Source organism: Frigoribacterium sp. RIT-PI-h (assembly GCF_001297205.1).
Taxonomy (GTDB): domain Bacteria; phylum Actinomycetota; class Actinomycetes; order Actinomycetales; family Microbacteriaceae; genus Frigoribacterium.
Map to the genome: position 1 here is coordinate 1 of NZ_LHOZ01000089.1, position 22,301 is coordinate 22,301.

A 22,301-nucleotide genomic window follows, 5' to 3' on the forward strand; every position below is an offset into this window, starting at 1 on the left:
GGGTGCGGGTGGGGGGTGCGGTCGATCAGCGGGCCGCGGCCGCGGCCCGGTCGGGGGTCGGCAGGCCCCCGGCGGCTGCCCGGGACCGACGCGTCCGGCCTCGGCCGACCGCGGCGTGGGCCACGCCCGAGAGGCCGGCGAAGGCGATGGCCGTCGCCGCGATCGAGGCGCCGGCGGCCGTGGCGGCGTGCCACGAGACGAGCAAGCCGACGGCGACCGCGAGCACGCCGATCACGGCGGCGAGGACCATCCGCGGGGGCAGACGCGTCGGCCAGTGACCCGCGGCGACGGCCGGCGCGAGCAGCAGTCCGACGACGAGCAGCGACCCGACGGCCTGGTACGAGGCGACGACGGCGAGCGGGACCAGGCCCACGAGCACGGCCTGGGCCGAGCGCGGGCCGAGCCCCAGCACGGCGGCCAGCCGCGGGTCGAGGGCGAGGGCCAGCAGGGGGCGGTGGAAGGCGGCGGCGAGGCCGACGCCGACGATCGTCGCGCCGGCGAGCAGGCCGAGGTCCGTGGAGGTGATCGCGAGGACGTCACCGAACAGGATCGACGTGGCGTCGGTCGCGAAGCTGCCCGAGTGCGAGATGACGACGACGCCGAGCGCGAGCATCGCGACGAAGAGCAGACCGATGCTCGTGTCGTACGACAGGCGACCGCGTCGCTGCAGCGCCGCGACGCCCAGGCTCATGACGACGGCACTGAGCGCCCCGCCGACGAGGACGGGCACCCCGAGCACGGTCGCGAGGGCGACGCCGGGCAGCATGCCGTGCGCGAGCGCCTCGCCGAGGAAGGCCATGCCGCGCACGACGACCCAGGTGCCGACGACGCCACAGAGGATCGCGACGAGGCCGCCGCCGACGAGGGCGCGCTGGACGAAGTCGAGCGAGAACGGCTCGAGGACGGCGGTGGAGAGGAAGGGCACGAGACACGACCGTAGCTGAGAATGAGAACGCTTATCAACTACAGTGGTCGCATGACGACGACCACCGCCGCCGCTCCCACGACCCTGGTGCGCCTCCTGGGAGTGGGCGTCTCGTTCGGTGAGCGCACGGCCCTGGCCGACGTCGACCTCGACGTGCCCGCCGGTGCCGTCACGGTGGTGGCCGGTCCGAACGGGGCCGGCAAGTCGACGCTGCTCGAGGTCGTCGCGGGCGTCCGGCCGCCGACGTCGGGCACGCGGTCGGTGACCGCGACGATCGCGTTCGTCCCGCAGCGCACGTCGATCCCGGACGGGCTCCCGGTCACCGTGCGCGACGTCGTGACGGTCGGCGCCTGGGGCCGCGTGGGCCGGTGGCGTCCCCTCGACCGTCGAGCCCGCGCCGCCGTCGACGAGGCGCTCGACCGCCTGGACGTCGCCGGCCTCGCGCAGCGACCGTTCGCCGCCCTCTCGGGTGGTCAGCGGCAGCGCGTGCTCCTCTCCCACGGACTCGCGCGTGGGGCCGACCTGCTGCTGCTCGACGAACCCACGACCGGGCTCGACGCGGTGAGCGCCGAGCGCATCCGGGTCACGCTGCTCGACGAGGCGGCCCGGGGCACGGCCGTCCTCGGCGTCTCGCACGATCCCCTGCTGCTCGACGCGGCGCACCGCGTCGTCCGGCTCGAGGCCGGTCGCGTCGTCTGCCCCTGACCCGCCGAGAGGTCACGACGCGCCGCTCACGTCCGGAGCTGAGCGGCACGTCGTGACGTCTCGCCCGGTTGCCGGGCCACCCGCCACCAGGTGTGCTGCTGACGAGGTGCGCTGGCAACGAGGAGGCGCGGTGCGGCACAGTGGCGTCGTGACCGACCGCAGACCCACGCCTCCCGTCAGCCCTGCCGCTCCCTCGTCGTCGGCCGCCCCGACTTCCGGCCCGACCCCCGCCCTCACCGTCGAGGTGCTGCGCCTGACGGCCTTCGCCGACGGGCCGGGCGGGGGCAACCCGGCCGGTGTCGTGCTCGACGCGTCGGGCCTGACGGCCGCCGACATGCTGCGGATCGCCGCCGAGGTGGGTTACGCCGAGACGGCCTTCGTGGTCGAACCGTCCGTCGCGGGGGACGTCCGGCGCGTCGCCGTGCGCTACTTCTCGCCCGGTGCCGAGGTCCCGTTCTGCGGGCACGCGACGATCGCCACCGCCGTCGCCCTGGCCGAGCGTCGCGGGGTCGGAGCCTTCACGCTAAACACGGCGGTCGGCCCGGTCGTGATCGAGACGTCGCGCGGCGGAGCTCGGGCCGGTGTCGGCAGCGATGCGGGCGCCGACGCGGATGCGGGCCTCGGTGCGGGCGGCGACGCCGACGCGGGTCCGGTGACGGCGTCGTTCACGAGTGTCGATCCGGTCGTGCGCGACCTGGACCCGGCCGTCGCCGACCGCCTGCTGGCGTTGCTCGGTCTCACGCTCGCCGACCTCGACGAGCGGCGTCCGGTGCGGGAGTCCTTCGCGGGCAACCGGCACCCCGTGGTGGCGGTCCGCGAGCAGCGGGTGTTCGACGAATTCGATTTCGATCCGCTCGCGGTGCGGGTCCTGATGGACGAGCAGGGCTGGGCCGGCACGATCACGGTGATCCACGCGCAGGGTGTCGACGAGTCCGGCTCGTCCGTGGTCGAGGCGCGGAACCTGTTCCCGGTCGGCGCCATCACGGAGGACCCGGCGACGGGTTCGGCGGCCGCCTCGCTGGGCGGCTACCTCCGAGCGCTCGACCTGATCGCGCCTCCTGCTCGCGTCGTGGTGCGGCAGGGTCGGCACGTCGGGCGACCGAGCCTGCTCGTGGTCGACGTCCCGGTCGTCGGTGGCATCACGGTCACCGGCACGGCGACCCCGCTGCCCCCGCGCCGCCCCGCTGACCCGCTGCCGCGCTGACCGTCTGCCGCGCTGACCGTCTGCCGCGCTGACCGTCTGTCCCGCCGCTTCCGCGACGGCGCGGGCCTCCTCCTTTCCCTGATCCGGTACGTACCGGATCAGCGAATGCGGGGGAGTCCCTTGCCGCGCAGCCAGCCGGGCATCGCACGACGACGAACCCCGTTCCGAACGATGCACCCGGAAGCTTCCGGGTTCATCGTTCGGAACGGGGTTCGAGGGGCGTCGTGCCTCAGTCGCGGGTGAGGCGACGGCGACGGGCGATCAGGGTGCCCGCCCCGGCGAGCACGAGCAGCAGGGCCGCGGCCGCCGCCCACCGGGCGTCGGAACCGGTGAAGGCGAGTTGCCCGTCGACCGCCGCCGGGTCCTGACCCTGACCGATCGGCGTCACGCCCGCGCCGGGGTCGACGGGAGGGCCGGGCGCGGCGGGCGCGCGGGGGGGGCGGGGCGCGCCGGGCGCCCGGGGGTCCCCGGGTGCGCGGGGCGGGGCCGCCACGCCGGGGAAGGTCCCGGCGCGCAGCGAGAACCCGTCCGTGTCGTTGTCGTCCGCGTAGAACGTCTGACGGACCCCGGCGACGCTCGTCGCCGCCGGGGCGATCGCGAAGCCCTCGTTGGCCAACCCCCGGTCGGCGTTCGCCGGCGCCTCGTAGACGACGTCCTCGGCGAACGCCCCCGACTCGTCGACCGAGAACAGGGCCGTGCGGCCCGAGCAGGCCTCGTCGCAGACGACCCAGAGCGCGTCGAGGTCGGCGTCGAACTGCAGGTCGGCGACCAGGGCGAACGACGTCGCGATCGTCGCGACGCGCTCGAACGAACCGTCGTCCATCAGGGCGTAGGCGTAGACGCTCGCGGTGCCCTCGACGCCGACGAAGAACAGCCCGTCACCGTGGCCGGCGTAGGTGGCCGGATCGTAGGAGGCGCCGGTCGCCTCGTCGACGAACCCCGCCTCGGTCAGCCACGAGTCGGGCACCCAGGTGATGCCCTCGAGGCCCGCGTTGGCCCCCAGGCCGGGGAAGTCCACGGCGAGGTTCCACTCGTGGCTCGCGACGAGCGCGGTGGCCGAGCCTGCCGCCGTGGTGTCGTACCGCAGCACCGAGGGGCGGCTGACCGACCCGGACGCGTTGTTGCGCTCGGTCGACACGTAGACGCCACCGGCCGACGAGTCGTCGGCGACCGTGACGCCCTCGGCGTCCACGATGTCGGTCGCGACGCCGCTCGGGTACAGCAGCTTCTTGCCGGCGGCCCAGCCGTCGGTCGTCTGCGGAGCCCAGCCGCCGGCACCGTCGGACACGACGCGGTAGAGCAGGCCGTCGCCGTTCTGCACCGCCCAGAGCGTGCCGGGGGCCGCGGTGCCGGTCGGCTCGTAGTCGAGTCCGCTCAGGTCGCCCGTGAAGGTGTCCTCGTCGTCCAGGGGGACCTCGTCGGGTCCGCCGGGCCAGGCCAGGGGCACCGTGACGCCGGCGAAGGTGTTCGCCGTTCCCTTGGTGGCTGCCGACGTGACGGCGAAGTCGCCCGTGCCGTCCGGACCACGGCCGTAGGTGGTGGCGGCGTGCGAGGTCCACGAGTACTCGTCGGCGACGGTCGAGCCGTCCGCCGCCGTCGTGCCGTCCGGCAGCAGCAGGCGCACCGAGTCGGCGCCGCCCAGCCCGAAGTCGAAGCCGACCGAGGTGGCCGTCTGCTCGTCGAGGACGACGAACCCGCCGGGGGCGACGGTCGTCCCGGCCGGGATGACGTAGCGGTGCGTCGGGTCGGAGTCGGTCAGCACGTAGCCGCCGAGGTCGACCGACGAGGTGCCCACGGTGGTGAGCTCGACCCAGTCGCCGGGCGCGCCTCCCTGGCTCTCGACCTCGTTCACGCGCACGGGCGACGAGCAGTCGTTCGCCGCGCCCTTCGTGGTCGCGGTCGTCGTCGTGAGTGCGCCGGAGCCGTCGGGGCAACGGCCGTAGCTGACGGTGCTGTGGACGGTCCAGGCGTACGACGCCACGAGCGTGCCCGCGGTGTCGAACAGGCGTGCCGAGTCGGGCTGGCCGAGACCGAAGTCGAAGCCGACCGGGTTCGAGCCCGAGGCCTGGTCGATCACGAAGAAGGCGCCGGGCTGCACGACCGAACCGGTGGGCAGGGTGAAGGGGGTGCGGACGTCGTCCTCGTCGCGGAAGGTGTAGCCCGAGATGTCGACGGGCGCCGTGCCCACGTTCGTCAGCTCGACCCAGTCGGTGTCGTCGCCGTTCGACTCGACCTCGTTGATCACGACGTCGGTGGGGGCGGGTTCGGCCGGGGCCGGTGCCGGGGTCGACGGGGCGGGGTCCGTCGGGTCGGGCGGCGCGGGGGTCGTCGCGCCCTCGTGGGCGGTGCCCCGCGTTCCCGCGGCCGTCGTCGTGAACTCGCCGGTGCCGTCGGCGCAGCGGCCGTAGGTCGTCGTCGGGAACTGCGTCCAGGCGTACGAGTCGAGCAGGGTCGTGCCGTCGGCGGCGTAGAGGGGGACGGCGTCGGCGCGGCCGAGCCCGTAGGCGGCGGCACCCCAGACGGCGTCGTCGTTCACGTCGACGACGAGGCGTGCTCCGGCGGCCAGGACGGTGCCCGCGGGCAGGGCGAGCGTGCGCGTGTCGTTGTTGTCACGCAGCACGAAACCCGAGACGTCGGTCGGGGTGGCGCCGGTGTTGAGCAGCTCGACCCAGTCGTCGGTCGTGTCGATCTCGTTGACGACGACGTCGGCGTCGGCCGCCAGGGCGGGCAGGGCGCTCGTGGCCACGAGCCCGGCGGCGGCGATCGAGCCGGCCAGGGTCAGGGCGCCGAGGCGGAGCAGGGGGGTGCGCATGCGGGGGTCCGTTCGGTCGGGTGTGGACCGAACCATCTCGGACGGAAGCGACGCCCGGGTGAACACCCCGTGAACGGCGCCACCCCGACCCCCGACCCGGTTCACCCGGCCCCGGCCCCGAACCCGACCCGCACCGCCGCCCCGCCGCAGGACTACCGTCACGCGCATGGCATCCGAGGCGACGACCCTGCGGGTGGGCGACCGCGACGTCCGCATCAGCAGTCCGTCGCGCGTCCTCTGGCCCGACCTCGGCGTCACGAAGCTCGACCTGGCCCGGTACCTGCTCGAGGTCGGCACGCCCTTCGTCGCGGCCAACGGCGACCGCCCGATCTCGCTGCAGCGCTTCGGCGGCGACGTCGACGGCGACCAGTACTTCTCGAAGAACCCGCCGCGCGGCACCCCCGACTACGTGCGAGCGGTCGACGTCACCTACCCGAGCGGCCGCGTGCACCCCCAGCTCGTCGTCGACGAGCCCGTCGCCGCGGTCTGGGCCGCCCAGATGAACACCCTGGTCTTCCACCCGTGGGCGTCGCGCGCCGAGCAACCCGACCTGCCCGACCAGCTGCGCATCGACCTCGACCCGCAGCCGGGCACGAGCTTCGCCGACGCCGTGACCGCCGCCCTCGACCTCCGGGCCGTTCTCGACGAGGCCGGCCTCACCGCATTCGTGAAGACGAGCGGCAACCGCGGCCTGCACGTCTTCGCGCCGATCGAGCCGACCCACGAGTTCCTCGAGGTGCGTCACGCCGTGATCGCGGCCGCCCGGGAGCTCGAGCGCCGCACCCCCGACCGCGTCACCACCGCGTGGTGGAAGGAGGAGCGCGGCGACCGCCTCTTCGTCGACTACAACCAGGCCAACCGCGACCGCACCATGGCGGGGGCGTGGTCTCCTCGGGCGCTGCCCCGCGCCTCCGTGTCCCTGCCGGTCACGTGGGACGACCTGCCGGGCATCGACCCCGCCGAGCACACCGTGCTGACGGTGCCCGAGCGGCTGCAGACGCACGGCGACCCGTGGGCGTCGATGCACGAGTCGCCCGGACGCATCGACACGTTGCTCGCCTGGTGGGAGCGCGACGTCGCCGACGGTCTCGGCGAGCTGCCCTTCCCGCCGGACTTCCCCAAGATGCCGGGTGAGCCGCCCCGGGTGCAGCCCAGCCGGGCCCGCAAGCCCGCCGCCGACTGAGGCGCGAGGGCCGAGGAGGCGCGGGTCGCCACCGCGAGCACGTCGCGCTCGCCGACGCTCGCCTAGGCGAGCACCTCGCCCAGGTCGTACGCCGCCGGCACCTCGAGCTGGTCGAACCCGCACGAGCGGGCCTCGCGGTCGTCGCGCCACCGTTCGACCTGCACGGTGTGGCGGAACCGGGAGCCCTCCATCTGGTCGTACCGCACCTCGACCACGCGCTCGGGGCGCAGCGGGACGAACGACACGTCCTTGCCCGACGAGAAGCGGCTGCGCTCGGTCTCGGCGTGCCGCACCTCGCCGTCGTCGTCGCGGTCCACGAACGGTGCCAACTCGTCGACGAGTTCGAGGCGACGGGCGTCCGAGAACGCGGACGCGCCTCCGACGTTGAGCAGTTCGCCGTCTGCGTCGAACAGGCCCAGCAGCAGCGACCCCACGCCCGAGCCGCTCTTGTGCACGCGGTAACCGAGCACCACGACGTCCGCGGTGCGGTGGTGCTTGACCTTGAGCATCGTCCGCTTGCCCGGAGCGTAGGAGGCGCGGGTCGGCTTCGCGACGACCCCGTCGAGCCCGGCACCCTCGAACTCGGTCAGCCACCGACGTGCGGTCGCGATGTCGTCGGTGGCCTGGCTGACGTGCAGGGGGTGACCCGCGCCTCCTGCCGTGCCGACGGCTCCGCCGTCGGGGCCGACCATGTCGAGCAGCAACGTGCGGCGCTCGGCGCACGGGGTGTCGAGCAGGGCGCGGTCGCCCAGGGCGAGCAGGTCGAACGCGGCGAACATCGCGGGGGTCTCGACGCTGAGCTTCGCGACGCGAGAGGCGGCCGGGTGGATGCGCTGGCCGAGGGCGTCCCAGTCGAGGCGTTCGTGGCCGGGCTCGCCGGTGCGCACGACGATCTCGCCGTCGAGCACGCACGGCCCCGGCAGCAGGCGGGCGAGGGCCTCGACCAGCTCGGGGAAGTACCTGGTCAGCATCTTCGAGCCGCGGCTGCCGATCTCGATCGTGAGCGGGGGCGCGGCGTCGGGGTCGTCGGTGTCGGCGGCGGCGGCGGCGGCGGCGCGCTCGGCGTAGACGATGCCGCGGAACCCGTCCCATTTGGGCTCGTAGACGAGCCCGCCCTCGACGGAGTCGGGCTCGGGCACGTCGGCCACGGCCTTGGCGAGCATCGGGACGATCGGTTCGGCGGCGGTCGGGATCATGCGCCGAGTCTGCTCTCGCCGGGCGCACGTGCGGCCAGACCCCGGGAAACCGCCGAGACCCCCGTGCGCGCCGAGGGGTCTCGGCGACTTCCTGGGGTGTCGGCGATCGACGGGAACGCCCGCGACCGGGTTGGATGGGCGGGTGCGTGTCTGTGTGGTCGTCCCCGTCCGAGACGACGGAGCCCTGCTCGACGCGTGCCTCCGGTCGCTCGCGCGGCAGACGCGCGTGCCCGACGAGGTGATCGTCGTCGACAACGGCAGCACGGACGACACCGTCGAGGTGGCCCTGCGGCACGGCGCGCGCGTCGTCACCGAGGCCGAGGTCGGCATCGCCGCGGCCGCCAGCACGGGCTACGCCGCCGCCGCCGGCGGGGGTGCCGGGGCGGACCCCCCCGCCCCCGCCGACCTGATCGGCCGGGTCGACGCCGACAGCGTCCTGCCCCGCACCTGGGTCGCCGACCTCGTCGGCACCCTCGTTGACGAGCCGGACGTGCTCGCCGTCAGCACGAACGCCCGCTTCTACGACGCGCCCGTCGGTGTCGAACGCCTGCTCTCGGCCCTCTACGTCGGCGCGTACCACCTCGTGATCGGGGCCGCCCTGGCGCACTGGCCGCTGTTCGGCTCGACGATGATGATGCGCCGCACCGCCTGGCTCGACGTGCGCGACGAGGTGCACCGGCACGAGACCCTGCTGCACGACGACATGGACCTCGCCCTGCACCTCGGCGACCGCCAGCTCGCCGGCCGGGGCCGCATCGCCTACCGTCGCGACGTCGTGACGGGCATCTCGGCCCGTCCGCTCGACCCGGGCAACGCCCCGTGGCTGCGCACGTACCGGGCGCTGCACTCGTTCACTGTGCACGGCACGGACGGCCTGCCGTGGTCGCGCTGGCTGCGCGCCGACCTGGCCGGCCTCTTCACGCGGCTCGGCTGGGCGCCCTCAGCGGTGGTGGATGCGCGGGCGGCCGTGGCCGACGGCGTCGTCCCCCGGTCCGTCGACCCCGCGCCCGTGGGCACCGTCGACACCGGCTCCGGACGAGGAGGCGCGCGCGCCCCGGCCGCGGACGTCGCCTCCCACGAGGAACGGCAGCGCCAGCCCGGCCAGCAGCGAGCCGAGGCCTCCCGCAGCGAGGTCGCCGATCGTGTCGTCGTAGCCGACGAAGATCGCGGAGTCGACGAGGGTGTGGCCCGCCCACTCGCCCATCTCCCACAGGGTGCCGGCAGCCAGGCCGAAGGCGACCGTCACCAGGACTGAGCCGACGCGGGCCGAGCGACCCGCGCCTCCTCGTCCGTCGCCGTGGCCCGGCGACACGACCCAGCCGGCGCGGTGGGCGAGGACGACGAACACCGCGGCCAGAAGGCCGTTGAGCACGAAGTGCACGACCGTGTCGTAGCCGGTGATGCGGGTGTAGAGCTCGAAGACGCTGCTCCAGGCGGCGCCGAGCGCGGCGACGCCCACCATCAGGTCGAACGTCGCCCGCAGGCCGAGCATGCGGGGCACGAGGGTGCCGAGCAGGGCCAGCATCAGCACGGCGATCTCGACGACGCCCCAGCCGACGCCGACCACGACGACGCCCAGGGCGGCGAGCACGCGGACGGCGTCGGCGGCGTACTCGAGGACTCCGTGCGGGCGGCGGAGGAAGGTCTCGGCGACGGTGGACATCTCAGGACTCCTCGGGGCGGTGCTCGGCAGGACGGCGCTCGGCACGCGCGGACGGCCAGCGCACGACGGCGTGCACCGGGTCGTGGTCGGAGGGGGCGACGCCGCCGGGACGGCCCCCGCCGACGCCGGCCCGATCGACGGGGGCGCCGGCGTCGACGAGCAGCCAGTCCAGGCGACGGCCGCCGGTACGTGGCGGGCCGTAGTTCGAGTACGAGCCCCAGCCGGGGTCGAGGCGCTCGTCGGCGACCTCCCGGCTGTCGACCAGGCGACCGCGGGTCAGCTCGCGGTGCGCGGGGGAGCCGACACCGGCGTTGAAGTCGCCCATCACGGCGACGGGCCCGTCGAGGGCGTCGGTGAAGGTGCGCAGCTGCACGGCGGAGTGCCGCCGCGAGCGGGCCGAGAGGTGGTCGAAGTGCGTGACGACCACGTGCAGCCGGGCCCCGGTCGCGAGGTCGTCGAGCTCGGCGTGGACGGCCGTGCGGGGGATCATGTTGCCGTACGAGCGCGACCCGGGCACCGACGGGGTGGCCGAGAGCCACAGCGCCTCGTGGCCTACGATCTGCAGCCGGGTGGGGTCGACGTGCAGCTCGACGCGCTCGCCGCCGCGGTCGCGGCCGCGGCCCGGGCCGGCCGCGGTGTAGTCGGTGCCGAGGGCGTCCGCGAGCTGTGCGGACTGGTCGGGCAGCGCCTCCTGGATGCCCAGCACCGAGGGGCGTTCGGCCTCGAGCAGGAGGCGCAGTGCCGGGAGCCGGGACGACCACCGGTCGGCCAGCGCGTGCCGGGTGCCCAGCACCTGCGGCATGCGCCGCCGCGCGTTGTAGGTCATGAGGTGCAGATCGGGGGCGCCGACCGGGCCGACCGTCGGCACGACCCGGTCGTCACCCGGACCGGTGGTGGCGGGCGTGGCGGCGGAGGTGTCGGTCGGGGGCGTCATGGCGTGGGCGGCGGGGGGGCGGCGCCCCCCCCCCCGCCCCACTCCGCGCCCGCGCTTGATGGGGACGGCGGCCGGGGCCCCGGGGATCGCCGCGACGCCGGCGGCCCAGAGCATCAGGGTGTAGTTGCCCGAACCGGCGTTGCCGATGCCGAGGAAGAACAGCGCGATCGCCGGGGCGAGCGACTGCGGCAGGGCGTTGGCGATGTTGATGACGCCGAGGTCCTTGCCCGGGCGGTCGGCGTTCGGCAGGACGTCGACGACGAGGGCGGTGTCGACGGCGGCGTAGATGCCGTAGGCGAAGCCCATGACGATCTCGGCGACGTAGAAGCCGGTGACCGTCTCGGCGTGGGCCAGCAGGATCAGGCCGACCGCGAAGAGGGCGGTCGAGCCCCCGACGAAGACCTTGCGCATCTTGAGCTTGTCGCTCAGCCAGCCCGAGAGCGCGGCACTCGCCATCAACGCGAGCGTGTAGAGCAGGACGCCGAAGGCGACCGCGGCCGTGGCATCGCCGACGTCCGAGATGCCGAGGTGCTCCTGCATGTAGAGCAGTCGGTAGGTCGTGAACATGAACGTCGCGAGGATGATCAGGAACCGCGACCACCAGGCGAAGGCGAAGTCGCGGTGCTCGAGCGGGTTCGTCCAGAACGAGCTGACCAGGTTGACGAAGGTGAAGGGCTTGAGCTCGTACTCGGGCAGGTCGTCGCGGGCGACGACCGCGTAGACGAGGATCAGCACGATCGCGAGGACGCCCGGCGCGATGAAGAGCACCGGCAGGTTCGCGACGAAGAGCACGGCGAGGTAGGTGCCCGCGAGCACGGCGATGTTCTGAGCCAACGCGATCACGCTCGAGGCCTTGCCTCGCTGGAACTGCGGCACGTTGTCGGCGAAGCTCGCGGTCAGGGCGGCGAGCACGGCGTTGGCCGCGATCTGCGCGATGACCCAGGCGATGCCGAGCTGCAGCACGGTGGGGGCGAACGCGAGCCAGGCGAGGGCGAGCGTGAAGACGACGATGCCGCCGACGAGGTAGGGGCGGCGGCGGCCCCACCGGGTGCGGGTGCGATCGCTCAGCGCGCCGACGAGGGGGTTGGCGAGCAGCGCACCGAAGGCGCCGAACGGCAGGACGAGCCCGATGATGCTCGCCGGGTCGTCGGGGTTCAGCTGCTGCGCCTTGAGCTGCATGCTCACGTACACCGGCGAGAGCAGGGCCGCGAACAGCCCGAACTGGGCCAGCCCCAGCGCGATCATGTAGCCCCGCGACACCCTCACGGTGCTGACGGGTTGGGTGAGCACGCCCTGCGTGCCGATGGGGCCTGGGTTGGCCATGACGCCTCCTCGAGTCAAAACCTAGTCGCGCTAGGTGTTCGCAGAATACACAGCGGGTGTCGCTCAGGCAAGCGAATGCGTCGATTTCGGACGAACTTTTGTCATCGGTCGACATAAGTGACAGAGTTGGGCGCAGACCACCGGAAACCCTCACGACAAAGGAGTCATTCCATGACCTCGTCACCCTCCGTTCAGCTCTACACGGTCCGGGACGCCGTCTCGGCCGACCTGCAGGGCGCCGTCGCCCGCATCGCCGAGATCGGCTTCACCCAGGTCGAGCCGTACTCGTTCGTCGAGCGCGCCGACGAGTTCGAGAAGGCCTTCGCCGCCTCGGGCGTCACGGCCCCCTCGGGCCACGCTCCCGTGATCGACTCCGACGAGCCCGAGCGCGCCTTCGCCGCCGCGGCCCAGCTCGGCATCGGCACCGTGATCGACCCGTTCATCCCCAGCGACCGCTGGCAGACGGCCGACGACGCCGCGAAGATCGCCGACCGCGTCAACGAGCTGCAGGTGCTCGCCGCCGCGTCGGGCCTGAAGTTCGGCTACCACAACCACCAGTGGGAGTTCGCGAACAAGGTTGACGGCCGTCCCGTCTACGACTTCTTCCTCGAGCGCCTGAACGACGACGTCGTCCTCGAGATCGACACCTTCTGGTCCACCGTCGGCGGCATGGACACCCCGGCGCTGCTGCGTTCGCTGGGTGACCGCGTGCAGTTCCTGCACGTCAAGGACGGCAAGATCTCGGGCGACATCGCGACCGCCCTTCCCAGCAGCGAGAGCGCCCTCGAGGTGCCCGACGCGCTCGCCGCCGCCTTCAAGAACCAGACCCCGGCCGGCCAGGGCGACGTGGACGTCGCCGCCGTGCTCGCCGCCGCGCCGCACGCGCTGCGCGTCGTCGAGTTCGACGACTACGCGAAGGACGTCTTCGACGGCGTCGCCGAGTCCTTCGCCTGGCTGCAGGAGAACGACAAGTGAGCGGCGTCGACACGACCGCCGGTCGCACGGGACGCGTCGGCGTCGGCGTCATCGGCGCGGGCGTCATCAGCGGCACCTACCTCGAGAACATGACGCGGTTCGCCGACCTCGAGGTGCTCTTCGTCGCCGACCTCGACCTCGACCGCGCCAAGGCGCAGGCCGAGACGTACGGGGTCCCGGGGCACGGCACGGTCGACGAGCTGCTCGCGATCGACGAGATCGAGATCGTCGTCAACCTGACGATCCCGGCCGTGCACGCCGAGGTCGGTCGTCAGATCATCGCCGCCGGCAAGAACGTCTGGAGCGAGAAGCCCCTCGCCCTCGACCACGAGTCCGCCCGCGACCTGCTCGCCGCCGCCGAGGCGGCCGGCGTCCGGGTCGCGTGCGCGCCCGACACCGTGCTCGGAGCCGGCGTCCAGACCGCGATGCGCGCCATCGCCCGCGGCGACATCGGCCAGCCCCTCACGGCGACCACGATGTTCCACGTGCCCGGGCCCGAGTCGTGGCACCCCAACCCCGACTTCCTGTTCGCGCTCGGGGCCGGCCCGCTCTTCGACATGGGGCCGTACTACGTGACGACCCTGGTGCACGCCTTCGGCTCGGCCAGCCGGGTCAGCGCGGTCTCGTCGAAGTCGTTCGACACCCGCACCATCGGCAGCGGCCCGCGCGCGGGCCAGACCTTCCCGGTCGAGGTGCCGACGCACCACGCGGCGCTCATCGAGTTCGCGGGCGGGCAGTCGGCCCAGTCCACGTTCTCGTTCCAGAACGCGCTGCCCCGCATGGGCTTCGTCGAGATCAGCGGCACCGAGGGCACTCTGGTGCTGCCCGACCCCAACACGTTCGAGGGCGACTCGAGCCTGTGGCGCTTCGGCCAGGACGAGCCCGAGACGCTCGCCGCCGTGGGGTCGACCTACGGCCGTGGGTCGGGCGTGCTCGACCTCGCCCGGGCGATCCGTGGCGGCGACGCCGAGCGGGCCAGCGGAGCCGTGGCCTCGCACGTGCTCGACGTGTTGCTGGCGATCTCGTCGGCCGCCGAGCAGGGTGCGCCGGTCGCGGTCGAGTCCGCCGTGCAGCAGCCGGTGCCGCTCGACGAGAGCTGGGACCCCTCGGTCGCGACGCTCTAGTCCGACCGGCGGCCGGGCCGGGCCTGGCCGCCGAGATGTCACAACGTGCCGCTCACCTCCGGAGGTGAGCGGCACGTCGTGTCTGCTGGGTACAGGAACGGGCCCGCCGCGCGGATTCAGGTCGCGCGGCGGGCCCGGGTCTGGTGGGGCAGTCTGTACCGTCCGCCCGGGCGGGGCGGCCGGGACCGAGCGGTACCGACTACGCGGTGCGGATCGAGCCGGTGGCGGTGTGGATCGAGCCCGTGGCCGTGCGGACGGATGCCGTGACGGCCGAGAGGCGACGCAGCACGCCGGCGGTGTAGCGGCCGATCGACAGGTCGCGGCGAGCCGAGGTGCTGACGTACGAGCCGGGGGCAGCGTCGGCGGCGAGCGAGCCGACGTAGGAACCGACGATCGGGGCGGCGGTCGTGCTGACGTAGCGGCCGCCGAGCGGGGTGACGGCGGTGCGGGTGGTCGTAGCGGTGGTGTTCACGGTGACTCCTCGGGGCTGGGCGGGTCGTGCTGGTCGGGGGCCCGCGATCGCTGGGATCGAGCGGGCGGTGACCGGCGGGGGAGGGCGGCGCCGAGGTGCTCGACGGTGGCCCTGGCCTCCGTCGGCGTTGTCACCACCATACGCCTTATTTTTAGTGATTCAAAACAACGCGGGCCGATCCTCGCTTTCCGGACAGGATGCCGTACCCCGACCCCTCTCAGAGCGAGGCGCCGCCGCAGACGACGACGCCTGCCCCGTGATGCTCCGCCCGTGCGGCCCGAGCACGAACGCCACGAGCGCGGCCACGGCGCCCGGGGCGACGAGCGCGCCCAGCGGCGGCACGACCGGAGCCGAGGAGGCGCGGGCCGGGTCGGCGAGCATCGGCGTGTCCGTGGGCCCCGGTGCCACGACGTTGGCGGTGACGCCCCGCGGGGCCAGTTCCGCCGCCCAGCTGCGGGCCAACGCGACCTGGGCCGCCTTGGTCGCCGCGTACTGGCTCTTGCCCGCGACGCCGACAGCCGTGCGGCTGCCGATCAGCACGATGCGACCTCCGTCGGACAGCCGGTCGACGAGCGCGTCGACGAGGGCGGCCGCGGCCCCCACGTGCACGGCGAACATGCCCTCGAGCGCGGCGGGGTCGAGCCGGCCGGGCGGGGCGGCGGCCTGGAACCCGGCCGCGGGGACGATGGCGTCGCCCGGCCCGACGTCGGGGACCGCCGCCGCGACGTCACCGGGCACCGACAGGTCGCAGCCGAGCCACGAGAACCCCTCGCCCAGGTCGACCGCGCGCCGGCTGAGTCCGGTCACCCGCCACCCCTCGGCCGACAGGAAGCCGGCGATCGCCCGCCCGATGCCCGAACTGCAGCCCGTGACGAGGGCGTGCCGGTCGGTGCCGGGCCCGCCCCGTGTCCCGTCGTCGGCCACGGCTCAGTCCCCGACGTCCGAGCCGGGCAGCCCGGGCAGGTCGGCGGGCGACAGGCGCACGTGGCGGATCGCCCGTCGGTGCCAGGTGTAGGCCACGTGCACGGCACCGTCGCTCGTCTGCGTGATGCTCGGGTACGACAGCTCGCGATTGAGGCCGTCGCGCGAGTTGTTCGAGAGGCACCACCCGTCGCCGTCCTCGAGGTCGACGCGGTGCGGCCAGCTGCGGCCGTCGTCCGTCGACACGGCCAACGACATCGGAGCCCGGGGCGTGCCCCAGAACGCCGTGCGGCCCGCGGCCGTCACGTCGTCCGCGGCACCGACGGACGAGGAGGCGCGGGTCGACCCGGCCGGGACGCCCGCCGAGGTCGTCGACCCGGCCCGCGCCTCCTGGTCGACGTCCGTGTCCGAGCCGGGCAGCACGGCCTGCTCGACGATGCCGGACTCGTCGATCTCGTCGTAGAGCCCGAGCCGGCGCTCGGTCGTGGCGTCGGCCCGGCGGTGGTTGTAGACGATCGCGAGGCGGCCGTCGGCGAGTGGGACCCACTGCACCGACGAGTTGTTGTTGGGCAGCTCCGTCGGCACGGGCGCCGACCAGGTGCGGCCGCCGTCGGTCGAGCGGGACTCGTGGACGGCGTCGGCCCAGCGGCTGCGGAAGAGGGCGAGCAGCGAGCCGTCGGGCAGCTCGTGCACGTTCATGTGCACGGCTCCCGTGCTGCCCGGGACGGCGACCTCACCCCACGTGGCGCCGCCGTCCCGGGAGGTCATCACCGAACTCGTGTCGTGGTCGCCCACCCACGCGTGCCCGGGGGTCGTCACGCAGCGGAAGACCGGCACGAGCAGGTCACCGGCGCGGGTGACGATGGGCGGCTGCCGCACGAAGACGCCCCCGGTCTCGTCAGCCGGGAAGAGCGTCGACGGCTCGCCCCAGGACGCCCCGCCGTCGGTCGAGACCCGGCGGCGGACCTCGGCCGAGTCCTGGTTGCCCGCCCGCTGCGCCGTGTAGAGCAGCCAGACGTCGCCCGAAGGGGCCGTGAAGAGCACGGGGTTCTGCTCGGAGCGGGCGGGGGCGTCGCTGAGCCGCACGGGCTCGGACCACACCTCGCCGTCGAGGGTCGAGAACCAGACGTGGATGTCCGAGACGCCCTCCTGCGTGCCGCCGAACCAGACGCAGGCCAGGCGCCCGTCGGGCAGTTCGGAGAGGTTGGCCGCGTGCGACTGCACCGTGGCCGTGGGCAGGTACGACCACGAGCGTCCCGCCGCATCGGGCCGCAGCCGGCCGTCGGCGACGACCTCGTCGTCCGCGCCCACGGCGCCGACCGGGACCGTGCCGCCCGCACCCGCCGCCGTGTCCTGCCTGCTCACGCCGCGCCTCCTGCGGTCGCGTCGGCGTCGTCCGTCGCGGTCGCCCGCTGCAGGTGGTCGCGCGCGGCGGCCTCGAGGTGGTTGAGGTCACCGGCGACCGTGGCGAACGTGTAGCCCGCGGCGAGCCGCTGTCGGGCGACGTCGCCGTGCGGCGTGTGGATGCCCGCGGCGATGCCCGCCGCCTCGGCCGCCGCCGCCACGCGGACGAGCGCGGCGTCGAAGGCCTCCTGCACGGCCGGGTCGCCCGGGTAGGCCCCGCCGACCGCGATGCACAGATCGCTCGGCCCGACGTAGAGGCCGTCCAGCCCGCGCGTCGCCGCGATCGCCTCGACGTTCGCGAGACCGTCGGGCGTCTCGATCATCGCGGGCACGATCGTCGTGTCGTTCGCGGCGGCCGGCACGGGGCCGATGCGCAGGCTCGACCGCATGGGTCCGTACGAGCGGCGGCCGTGCGGCGGGTACTTCGCGCGCGCCCGGCGGGCGCGGCGTCCTCGGCCGTGTCGACGAGCGGCACGATGATGCCCGCGGCGCCCGCGTCGAGGGCCTTGCCGATCGGCGTGATGTCGTTCGCCTCGACCCGCACCAGGCCTGCCGAGGTCTGCCCGGCGTCGATCGCGAGCAGGCCGGTCATCATGCCCTGGTAGCCGAAGAGGCCGTGCTGGGCGTCGAGGCAGACGTAGTCGTACCCGAGCCGCGCGCTGCGCTCGGTCGCGGGCGGGGCGTCGAGGGTGATCCAGTAGCCGACCGCCCTCTCGCGGCGGCGGATCGTGCGGGCGAAGTCGCTGGCGGTGCTCATGGTGCTCTCTCTCGTGCGGTGCGTGCGGTTCGGTCGGAGGAGGTCGGGAGGCGCGGGTCAGCGCGCGTACGGAGGCATCGGCCCCCGCAACGAGCGTCCGACCTCGTCGCAGGCCGCCACGACCTCGTCGGGCGGGGGCCCGCCGGCGATCGCGGCGGCGTGGGCGGTCAGCGGCTCGGGCCGCGACCCGCCGAGCAGCACCGAGCCGACCTCGGGGCGGTACGCCACCCAGCGCAGGGCGAGTTCGACGAGGGTCACCCCGGCCTCGGCCGCGACTCCCGACAGTCGGTCGATCGCGGCGAACAGGCCGGCGTCCCAGTAGCGCTTCGTGTACATCTCGGCGAGGGCCGAGTCGCCGAAGCGTCCGTCGGCCGGCGTCTCGTCGAAGCGGTGTCGGCCGGTCAGCAGGCCACCGCCGAGCGGGTTGTAGACCATCGTCTCGAGCCCGTGGACGCTCGCGAACTCGAGGTACTCGTCGTCGAGACGCCGGGCGACCAGGTTGCACAGCTGCTGGGCGACGACCGGGCGGGGAGCCCCCACGGCGTCGGCCACGCGCTCGACGTCGCCGATCTGCCAGGCGGCGTGGTTCGAGACGCCGAGCGAGAGCACCTTGCCCTCGGCGACGAGGGCGGCGACCGTCGACAGGGTCTCGTCGAGCGGGGTCAGCCGGTCGGGCTGGTGCAGGTAGAACAGGTCGAGCCGGTCGGTGCCGAGTCGACGCAGGCTGGCTTCGACGCTCGCCCGGAGCGCCACGGCCGAGAGCGGTGGCAGTCCGCCCGCGTCGGCGTGCGGCATGCCGGCCTTCGAGGCGAGCACGACCTCGTCGCGCCGCCCGGCGAGCAGGCGGCCGAGCATCGTCTCGGTCGACCCGCCGACGTACGCGTTGGCGGTGTCGATCCAGCTGACGCCCGCGTCGCGCGCGGTGTCGAGCATGCGGGCGGCGGTGGCCTCGTCGACGGTGTCGCCGAAAGTCATCGTGCCGAGCACGAGCCGAGGAGGCGCGGTGCGCGTGGCCGCCTCGTCGACCGTCTCGGTCCGGGCGGTGTCGGTCCGGGTCATGCGGTGGCTCCCAACGAGAGGCTGCGGACGACGTGGCGTGGCTTCACGCCCGTCATCGTGGCGGGGTCGAGGGCGGCACGGCGCAGCCGCCGCGTGTAGTCCTCCGCGGGCGAGGTGAGCACCTGCGCCGTGGCGCCCTGCTCGACGACGGCACCCTGCTTCATGACGAGCACGCTCTCGCTGATCTGCTGCACGACGCCGAGGTTGTGCGAGATGACGACGTAGGTGATGCCCGTGTCGACCTGGATCTCGCGCAGCAGCTCGAGCACCTGCGCCTGCACCGACACGTCGAGCGCGCTCGTCGCCTCGTCGCAGATGAGCAGGTCGGGGCTCGAGGCGAGCGCCCGGGCGATGCCGATGCGCTGGCGCTGGCCGCCCGAGAACTCGTGCGGGCGACGATCGAGCGCGGTCGAGGGCAGACCGACGCGGTCGATCAGGCGGGCCGCCTCGGTGGCACGGTCCTGCGCCGAGCGCACGCCCTTCAGTCGCAGCGGCTCGGCGACGATGTCCCGGGCGCTCAGGTGCGGGTCGAGCGAGCCGTAGGGGTCCTGGAAGACCATCTGGAACCGGTGCCTCAGGGGCCGCAGCCGCGCCTCCGACAGGGTCGCCAGGTCAGTGCCGTCGAGCACGATGCGCCCGCTGGTCGGCTGCAGCAGGCGCATGACCGCCTTGGCGATCGTGGACTTGCCGCAGCCGGACTCGCCGACGATGGCGAAGGTGCTGCCGCGGCGCACCGAGAACGACACGTGGTCGACGGCGCGATGCGCGGTCGAGCCGCTGCCGTAGTCGACGACCAGGTCGTCGACCTCGAGGATGGTGTCAGACACGGGTGGCCTCCGGTCGGTCGGTGCTGGTCGTGGCGGGGGTGGACGGGGTCTCGTCCCAGGCGCCCAGGGTGGGCACCGCGGCGAGCAGCCCCTGCGTGTACGGCTCGGCGGGGTGCTCGACGATCTGCCGCACGGCGCCCGACTCGACGAAGACGCCGGCCTTCATGACGTGGATGCGGTCGGACACCAGGCGGGCGACGCCGAGGTCGTGGGTGATCATCAGCAGGCCGATGCCACGCTGTTCCTGCAGTTCGAGCAACAGGTCGAGGATGCCGGCCTGCACCGTCACGTCGAGGGCGCTGGTCGGCTCGTCGGCGACGATCAGCTGCGGCTCGCAGGCCAGCGCGATGGCGATCAGCACGCGCTGCAGCATGCCGCCCGAGAGCTGGTGCGGGAACTTCTTGAGCTGGGCCGCCGGGTCGGGGATGTGCACCTGTTCGAGCAGCCGCACCGCCCGGGCCGTGACGGCGGCTCGACCGCTGGCGGCCCCGGCGATGCGGATCGCCTCCCCGAGCTGCGAGCCGATCGACCGCACGGGGCTGAGCGCCGTCATGGGGTCCTGCGGGATCAGCGCGACGGCCCGACCGCGCACCTTCCGTACGGCCGAGGCGGACGCGAGCACGTCGAGGCCCGTGATGCGCACGTGGCCCGAGACGACGGCCAGGTCGGCGGGCAGCAGCTGCAGCACGCCCATCGCGGTGGTCGACTTGCCCGAGCCGGACTCGCCGATGATCGTGACGGTCTCGCCGCGCGCGATGTGGAACGAGACGCCGTCGACCGCACGCACGATGCCGTTCGTCGTCATCAGCTCGATCTGCAGGTCACGCACCTCGAGCAGCAGGTCGGGGTCGGTCGTGTCGTCGGTCGCGAGGCTCATGCGAGGGGTCCTTCCTGCTGGGCCGAGGCCGACGGGCGCAGCCCGACGAACCGACGGAGGCGCGAGGCCGTCGACCGGCGCGGCCGGTCCCGCAGGGCGTCACCCAGCAGGTTCACCCCGACGACGAGCAGCACGATGAACAGGCCGGGGATCGTGACCATCCACCAGGCCGTGGTGACGTAGTCCTGGCCGTCCGAGATGATGCGGCCCCAGGTGGCGAACGGTCGCTGCGGGCCCGCCCCGAGGAAGCTCAGGGCGCTCTCGAGCAGCACGGCCTGGGCGAGCAGCAGCAGCACGACGAGCGTCGCCTGCTTGATGACGTTCGGCACGACGTGGCGCAGCAGGATCGTGAAGCGGTTCAGGCCGAGCGTCCGGGCCGACGAGACGTACGGCTTCTCGCGTTCGACGAGCACGAGCGACCGGGTCAGCCGGGCCACCTCGGGCCACTGCGCGATCGCGATCACGAAGGTGATCACCGGGATCGACGGGCCGAAGAGGGCGACCACGAGCAGCAGCATCATGAGCAGCGGCAGCGACATCTGGGCCTCGAGCAGGCGGCTGATCAGCGTGTCGGCCCAGCGCCCGTAGAAGCCGGCGATCGAGCCGAGCACGACGCCGATCGCACCCGAGACGAGGACGGCGAGCACGCCGATCGCGAGCGAGACCTGCCCGCCGTGCAGCACGCGCGAGAGCAGGTCGCGGCCGAGCTGGTCGGTGCCGAACAGGTGACCGGCGGTGAACGGAGGCGCGAGGCGGTTGCCGAGGTCCTGGCCGTTCGCGTCGGGCAGCGGCAGGGCCTGCGCCAGCACGATCGGGATGATGACCACGAGGGCGCAGATCGCGCCGACCCAGAGCTTGACGCGTGCGGCGGAGGTCCGTCGGGCCGCTTCCGACCTCTTGAGCAGGCGCGGCGTGACCGCGGTGGGTCGCGCCTCCTCGGGGGTCCGGACGGTCGGGCCGGCGGTCGCCGGGTCGGACGGGCGTCCGGTGGTGTCGGTGCGGGTCATGCGGCACTCGCCTTTCCGAGCCGCACGCGCGGATCGAGCAGGGGATAGGCGAGGTCGATCAACAGCTGGACGCCGACGGCGAGCAGCGACGTGACCAGCACGGTCGCCTGGATGAGGGGGTAGTCGCGGGTCTCGAGCGCCCGCACGATGAGCGACCCGACGCCGGGCCAGGCGAAGACGACCTCGACCACGACGACGCCGTTGAGCATCGCCGCGAAGCGGGTGCCGAGGGCCGTGAAGACCGGGATCGCCGAGTTGCCCATGGCGTAGCGCCAGGTCAGGGCCCGCTCGGAGACGCCGCGCGACCGGGCCACGGTCAGGTAGGGCGCCGAGAAGTTGGTCGCCATCTCGCGTCGCACCAGCCGCGAGATGAGGGCCACCTGGAGGATGGCGATCGTGACGGTCGGCAGGACGAGGCCGCCCCAGGTCGCGAAGCCCGAGGCCGGGAAGATCGGGATCACGACGGCGAAGGCGCTGAGCAGCAGGATGCCGGTCCAGAAGTCGGGCATCGACTGGCCCGCGATCGCGACGACGTTGACGCCGGTCTCGCTGCGCGTGTCGGTGCGGCGGGCCATCCAGACGCCGAGCGGGATCGACACGACCGCCGCCAACAGGATCGCCGCGAACGACAGCGTCAGCGTGTAGGGCAGTCGTTCGAGGACGACCTGCACGGCCGGTGCCTGGAACGAGTACGAGGTGCCCAGGTTGCCCGTGAACAGCTGCTGCAGGAACACGCCGTACTGCTGCAGCAGCGGGTCGTCGAGGCCGAACTGCTCGCGCACGGCGGCGAGTTGCTCGTTCGTCGCGAGCGGCCCGGCGTAGGCGACGGCCGGGTCGCCGGGGGCGAGGCGGATCAGCACGAAGACCGTCGACACCGTGAGGAACACGGTGAGCAGGCCCTGGCCGAGGCGTTTGAGGATGTAGGTCGCCATG

General features: G+C 73.7%; 20 protein-coding genes. 6 read left to right on the forward strand and 14 right to left on the reverse strand.

Features of this window, described 5'->3' with window-relative positions; translation table 11 throughout:
- Positions 1-25: 25 nt before the first annotated feature.
- Positions 26-925, reverse strand: coding sequence for a zinc ABC transporter permease AztB (gene aztB / locus AEQ27_RS13420; protein WP_054147123.1), 900 nt, complete (start codon positions 923-925; stop codon positions 26-28).
- A gap of 51 nt (positions 926-976) precedes the next feature.
- Between aztB and aztA the strand changes: the two genes are divergently transcribed.
- Positions 977-1,630, forward strand: coding sequence for a zinc ABC transporter ATP-binding protein AztA (aztA, locus tag AEQ27_RS13425; RefSeq protein ID WP_054147124.1), 654 nt, complete (start codon positions 977-979; stop codon positions 1,628-1,630).
- A gap of 148 nt (positions 1,631-1,778) precedes the next feature.
- Positions 1,779-2,834, forward strand: a complete 1,056-nt coding sequence (locus AEQ27_RS13430) for a PhzF family phenazine biosynthesis protein (protein WP_082383547.1) — start codon at positions 1,779-1,781, stop codon at positions 2,832-2,834.
- 229 nt (positions 2,835-3,063) lie between these two features.
- On the opposite strand, the gene AEQ27_RS13435 is transcribed toward AEQ27_RS13430, so the two are convergent.
- The gene (locus tag AEQ27_RS13435; RefSeq protein WP_054147125.1) at positions 3,064-5,646 is read right to left on the reverse strand and encodes a lamin tail domain-containing protein; all 2,583 of its coding nucleotides are present in this window, start codon (positions 5,644-5,646) and stop codon (positions 3,064-3,066) included.
- A 166-nt stretch (positions 5,647-5,812) separates the two neighbouring features.
- Between AEQ27_RS13435 and ligD the strand changes: the two genes are divergently transcribed.
- Positions 5,813-6,829 (forward strand): non-homologous end-joining DNA ligase, encoded by a 1,017-nt coding sequence (ligD, locus tag AEQ27_RS13440; RefSeq protein WP_054147126.1) that lies wholly within the window; start codon positions 5,813-5,815, stop codon positions 6,827-6,829.
- Positions 6,830-6,891: 62 nt separating this feature from the next.
- On the opposite strand, the gene AEQ27_RS13445 is transcribed toward ligD, so the two are convergent.
- Positions 6,892-8,025: an ATP-dependent DNA ligase gene (locus AEQ27_RS13445; protein WP_054147127.1), complete on the reverse strand. Its 1,134-nt coding sequence runs from the start codon at positions 8,023-8,025 to the stop codon at positions 6,892-6,894.
- Between the two features lie 142 nt (positions 8,026-8,167).
- On the opposite strand from AEQ27_RS13445, the gene AEQ27_RS13450 reads away from it, so the two are divergent.
- Positions 8,168-9,280 (forward strand): glycosyltransferase family A protein, encoded by a 1,113-nt coding sequence (locus AEQ27_RS13450; RefSeq protein ID WP_054147128.1) that lies wholly within the window; start codon positions 8,168-8,170, stop codon positions 9,278-9,280.
- Positions 9,281-9,689: 409 nt separating this feature from the next.
- On the opposite strand, the gene AEQ27_RS16765 is transcribed toward AEQ27_RS13450, so the two are convergent.
- Positions 9,690-11,945, reverse strand: a complete 2,256-nt coding sequence (locus AEQ27_RS16765; RefSeq protein WP_082383552.1) for an MFS transporter — start codon at positions 11,943-11,945, stop codon at positions 9,690-9,692.
- Positions 11,946-12,116: 171 nt separating this feature from the next.
- On the opposite strand from AEQ27_RS16765, the gene AEQ27_RS13460 reads away from it, so the two are divergent.
- Positions 12,117-12,920: a sugar phosphate isomerase/epimerase gene (locus tag AEQ27_RS13460; RefSeq protein WP_054147129.1), complete on the forward strand. Its 804-nt coding sequence runs from the start codon at positions 12,117-12,119 to the stop codon at positions 12,918-12,920.
- Positions 12,917-14,044, forward strand: coding sequence for a Gfo/Idh/MocA family protein (locus tag AEQ27_RS13465; protein ID WP_054147130.1), 1,128 nt, complete (start codon positions 12,917-12,919; stop codon positions 14,042-14,044). The genes AEQ27_RS13460 and AEQ27_RS13465 overlap by 4 nt, the downstream gene beginning before the upstream one ends.
- A 199-nt stretch (positions 14,045-14,243) precedes the next feature.
- Here AEQ27_RS13465 and AEQ27_RS13470 read toward each other — a convergent pair whose 3' ends face one another.
- The 10 genes from AEQ27_RS13470 to AEQ27_RS13510 form a co-directional block, all read right to left on the reverse strand.
- Positions 14,244-14,516: a hypothetical protein gene (locus tag AEQ27_RS13470; protein WP_054147131.1), complete on the reverse strand. Its 273-nt coding sequence runs from the start codon at positions 14,514-14,516 to the stop codon at positions 14,244-14,246.
- A gap of 159 nt (positions 14,517-14,675) precedes the next feature.
- Positions 14,676-15,440, reverse strand: coding sequence for an SDR family NAD(P)-dependent oxidoreductase (locus AEQ27_RS13475; RefSeq protein ID WP_235451095.1), 765 nt, complete (start codon positions 15,438-15,440; stop codon positions 14,676-14,678).
- A 3-nt stretch (positions 15,441-15,443) separates the two neighbouring features.
- Positions 15,444-16,802: an exo-alpha-sialidase gene (locus tag AEQ27_RS13480; RefSeq protein WP_369813662.1), complete on the reverse strand. Its 1,359-nt coding sequence runs from the start codon at positions 16,800-16,802 to the stop codon at positions 15,444-15,446.
- Positions 16,799-17,230: an aldolase/citrate lyase family protein gene (locus AEQ27_RS18565; protein ID WP_255349767.1), complete on the reverse strand. Its 432-nt coding sequence runs from the start codon at positions 17,228-17,230 to the stop codon at positions 16,799-16,801. The genes AEQ27_RS13480 and AEQ27_RS18565 overlap by 4 nt, the downstream gene beginning before the upstream one ends.
- Positions 17,161-17,598 (reverse strand): aldolase/citrate lyase family protein, encoded by a 438-nt coding sequence (locus AEQ27_RS18570; RefSeq protein ID WP_255349768.1) that lies wholly within the window; start codon positions 17,596-17,598, stop codon positions 17,161-17,163. The genes AEQ27_RS18565 and AEQ27_RS18570 overlap by 70 nt, the downstream gene beginning before the upstream one ends.
- A 57-nt stretch (positions 17,599-17,655) precedes the next feature.
- The gene (locus AEQ27_RS13490) at positions 17,656-18,657 is read right to left on the reverse strand and encodes an aldo/keto reductase (protein WP_082383555.1); all 1,002 of its coding nucleotides are present in this window, start codon (positions 18,655-18,657) and stop codon (positions 17,656-17,658) included.
- A complete protein-coding gene (locus tag AEQ27_RS13495; RefSeq protein ID WP_071254904.1) occupies positions 18,654-19,484 on the reverse strand; it encodes an ABC transporter ATP-binding protein in 831 nt (276 codons plus the stop codon). Before AEQ27_RS13495 ends, AEQ27_RS13490 begins: the two co-directional genes overlap by 4 nt.
- Entirely contained in the window at positions 19,477-20,361 is an 885-nt protein-coding gene (locus AEQ27_RS13500; RefSeq protein WP_054147132.1) for an ABC transporter ATP-binding protein, read from the reverse strand. Before AEQ27_RS13500 ends, AEQ27_RS13495 begins: the two co-directional genes overlap by 8 nt.
- Positions 20,358-21,368 (reverse strand): ABC transporter permease, encoded by a 1,011-nt coding sequence (locus AEQ27_RS13505; protein WP_082383557.1) that lies wholly within the window; start codon positions 21,366-21,368, stop codon positions 20,358-20,360. The genes AEQ27_RS13500 and AEQ27_RS13505 overlap by 4 nt, the downstream gene beginning before the upstream one ends.
- On the reverse strand, positions 21,365-22,300 hold the full coding sequence (locus AEQ27_RS13510) for an ABC transporter permease (protein WP_043594466.1): 936 nt from the start codon (positions 22,298-22,300) through the stop codon (positions 21,365-21,367). Before AEQ27_RS13510 ends, AEQ27_RS13505 begins: the two co-directional genes overlap by 4 nt.
- Between the last annotated feature and the right edge of the window lies 1 nt (position 22,301).

Bases quoted from the DNA above. Each gene is read 5' to 3' on its own strand.
- AEQ27_RS18570 (WP_255349768.1), bottom strand. From the start codon at position 17,598: ATGAGCACCGCCAGCGACTTCGCCCGCACGATCCGCCGCCGCGAGAGG.
- AEQ27_RS13435 (WP_054147125.1), bottom strand. From the start codon at position 5,646: ATGCGCACCCCCCTGCTCCGCCTCGGCGCCCTGACCCTGGCCGGCTCG.
- AEQ27_RS13500 (WP_054147132.1), bottom strand. From the start codon at position 20,361: ATGAGCCTCGCGACCGACGACACGACCGACCCCGACCTGCTGCTCGAG.
- AEQ27_RS13490 (WP_082383555.1), bottom strand. From the start codon at position 18,657: ATGACCCGGACCGACACCGCCCGGACCGAGACGGTCGACGAGGCGGCC.
- AEQ27_RS13460 (WP_054147129.1), top strand. From the start codon at position 12,117: ATGACCTCGTCACCCTCCGTTCAGCTCTACACGGTCCGGGACGCCGTC.
- AEQ27_RS13505 (WP_082383557.1), bottom strand. From the start codon at position 21,368: ATGACCCGCACCGACACCACCGGACGCCCGTCCGACCCGGCGACCGCC.
- AEQ27_RS13445 (WP_054147127.1), bottom strand. From the start codon at position 8,025: ATGATCCCGACCGCCGCCGAACCGATCGTCCCGATGCTCGCCAAGGCC.
- AEQ27_RS13510 (WP_043594466.1), bottom strand. From the start codon at position 22,300: ATGGCGACCTACATCCTCAAACGCCTCGGCCAGGGCCTGCTCACCGTG.
- AEQ27_RS16765 (WP_082383552.1), bottom strand. From the start codon at position 11,945: ATGGCCAACCCAGGCCCCATCGGCACGCAGGGCGTGCTCACCCAACCC.
- ligD (WP_054147126.1), top strand. From the start codon at position 5,813: ATGGCATCCGAGGCGACGACCCTGCGGGTGGGCGACCGCGACGTCCGC.
- AEQ27_RS18565 (WP_255349767.1), bottom strand. From the start codon at position 17,230: ATGCGGTCGAGCCTGCGCATCGGCCCCGTGCCGGCCGCCGCGAACGAC.
- aztA (WP_054147124.1), top strand. From the start codon at position 977: ATGACGACGACCACCGCCGCCGCTCCCACGACCCTGGTGCGCCTCCTG.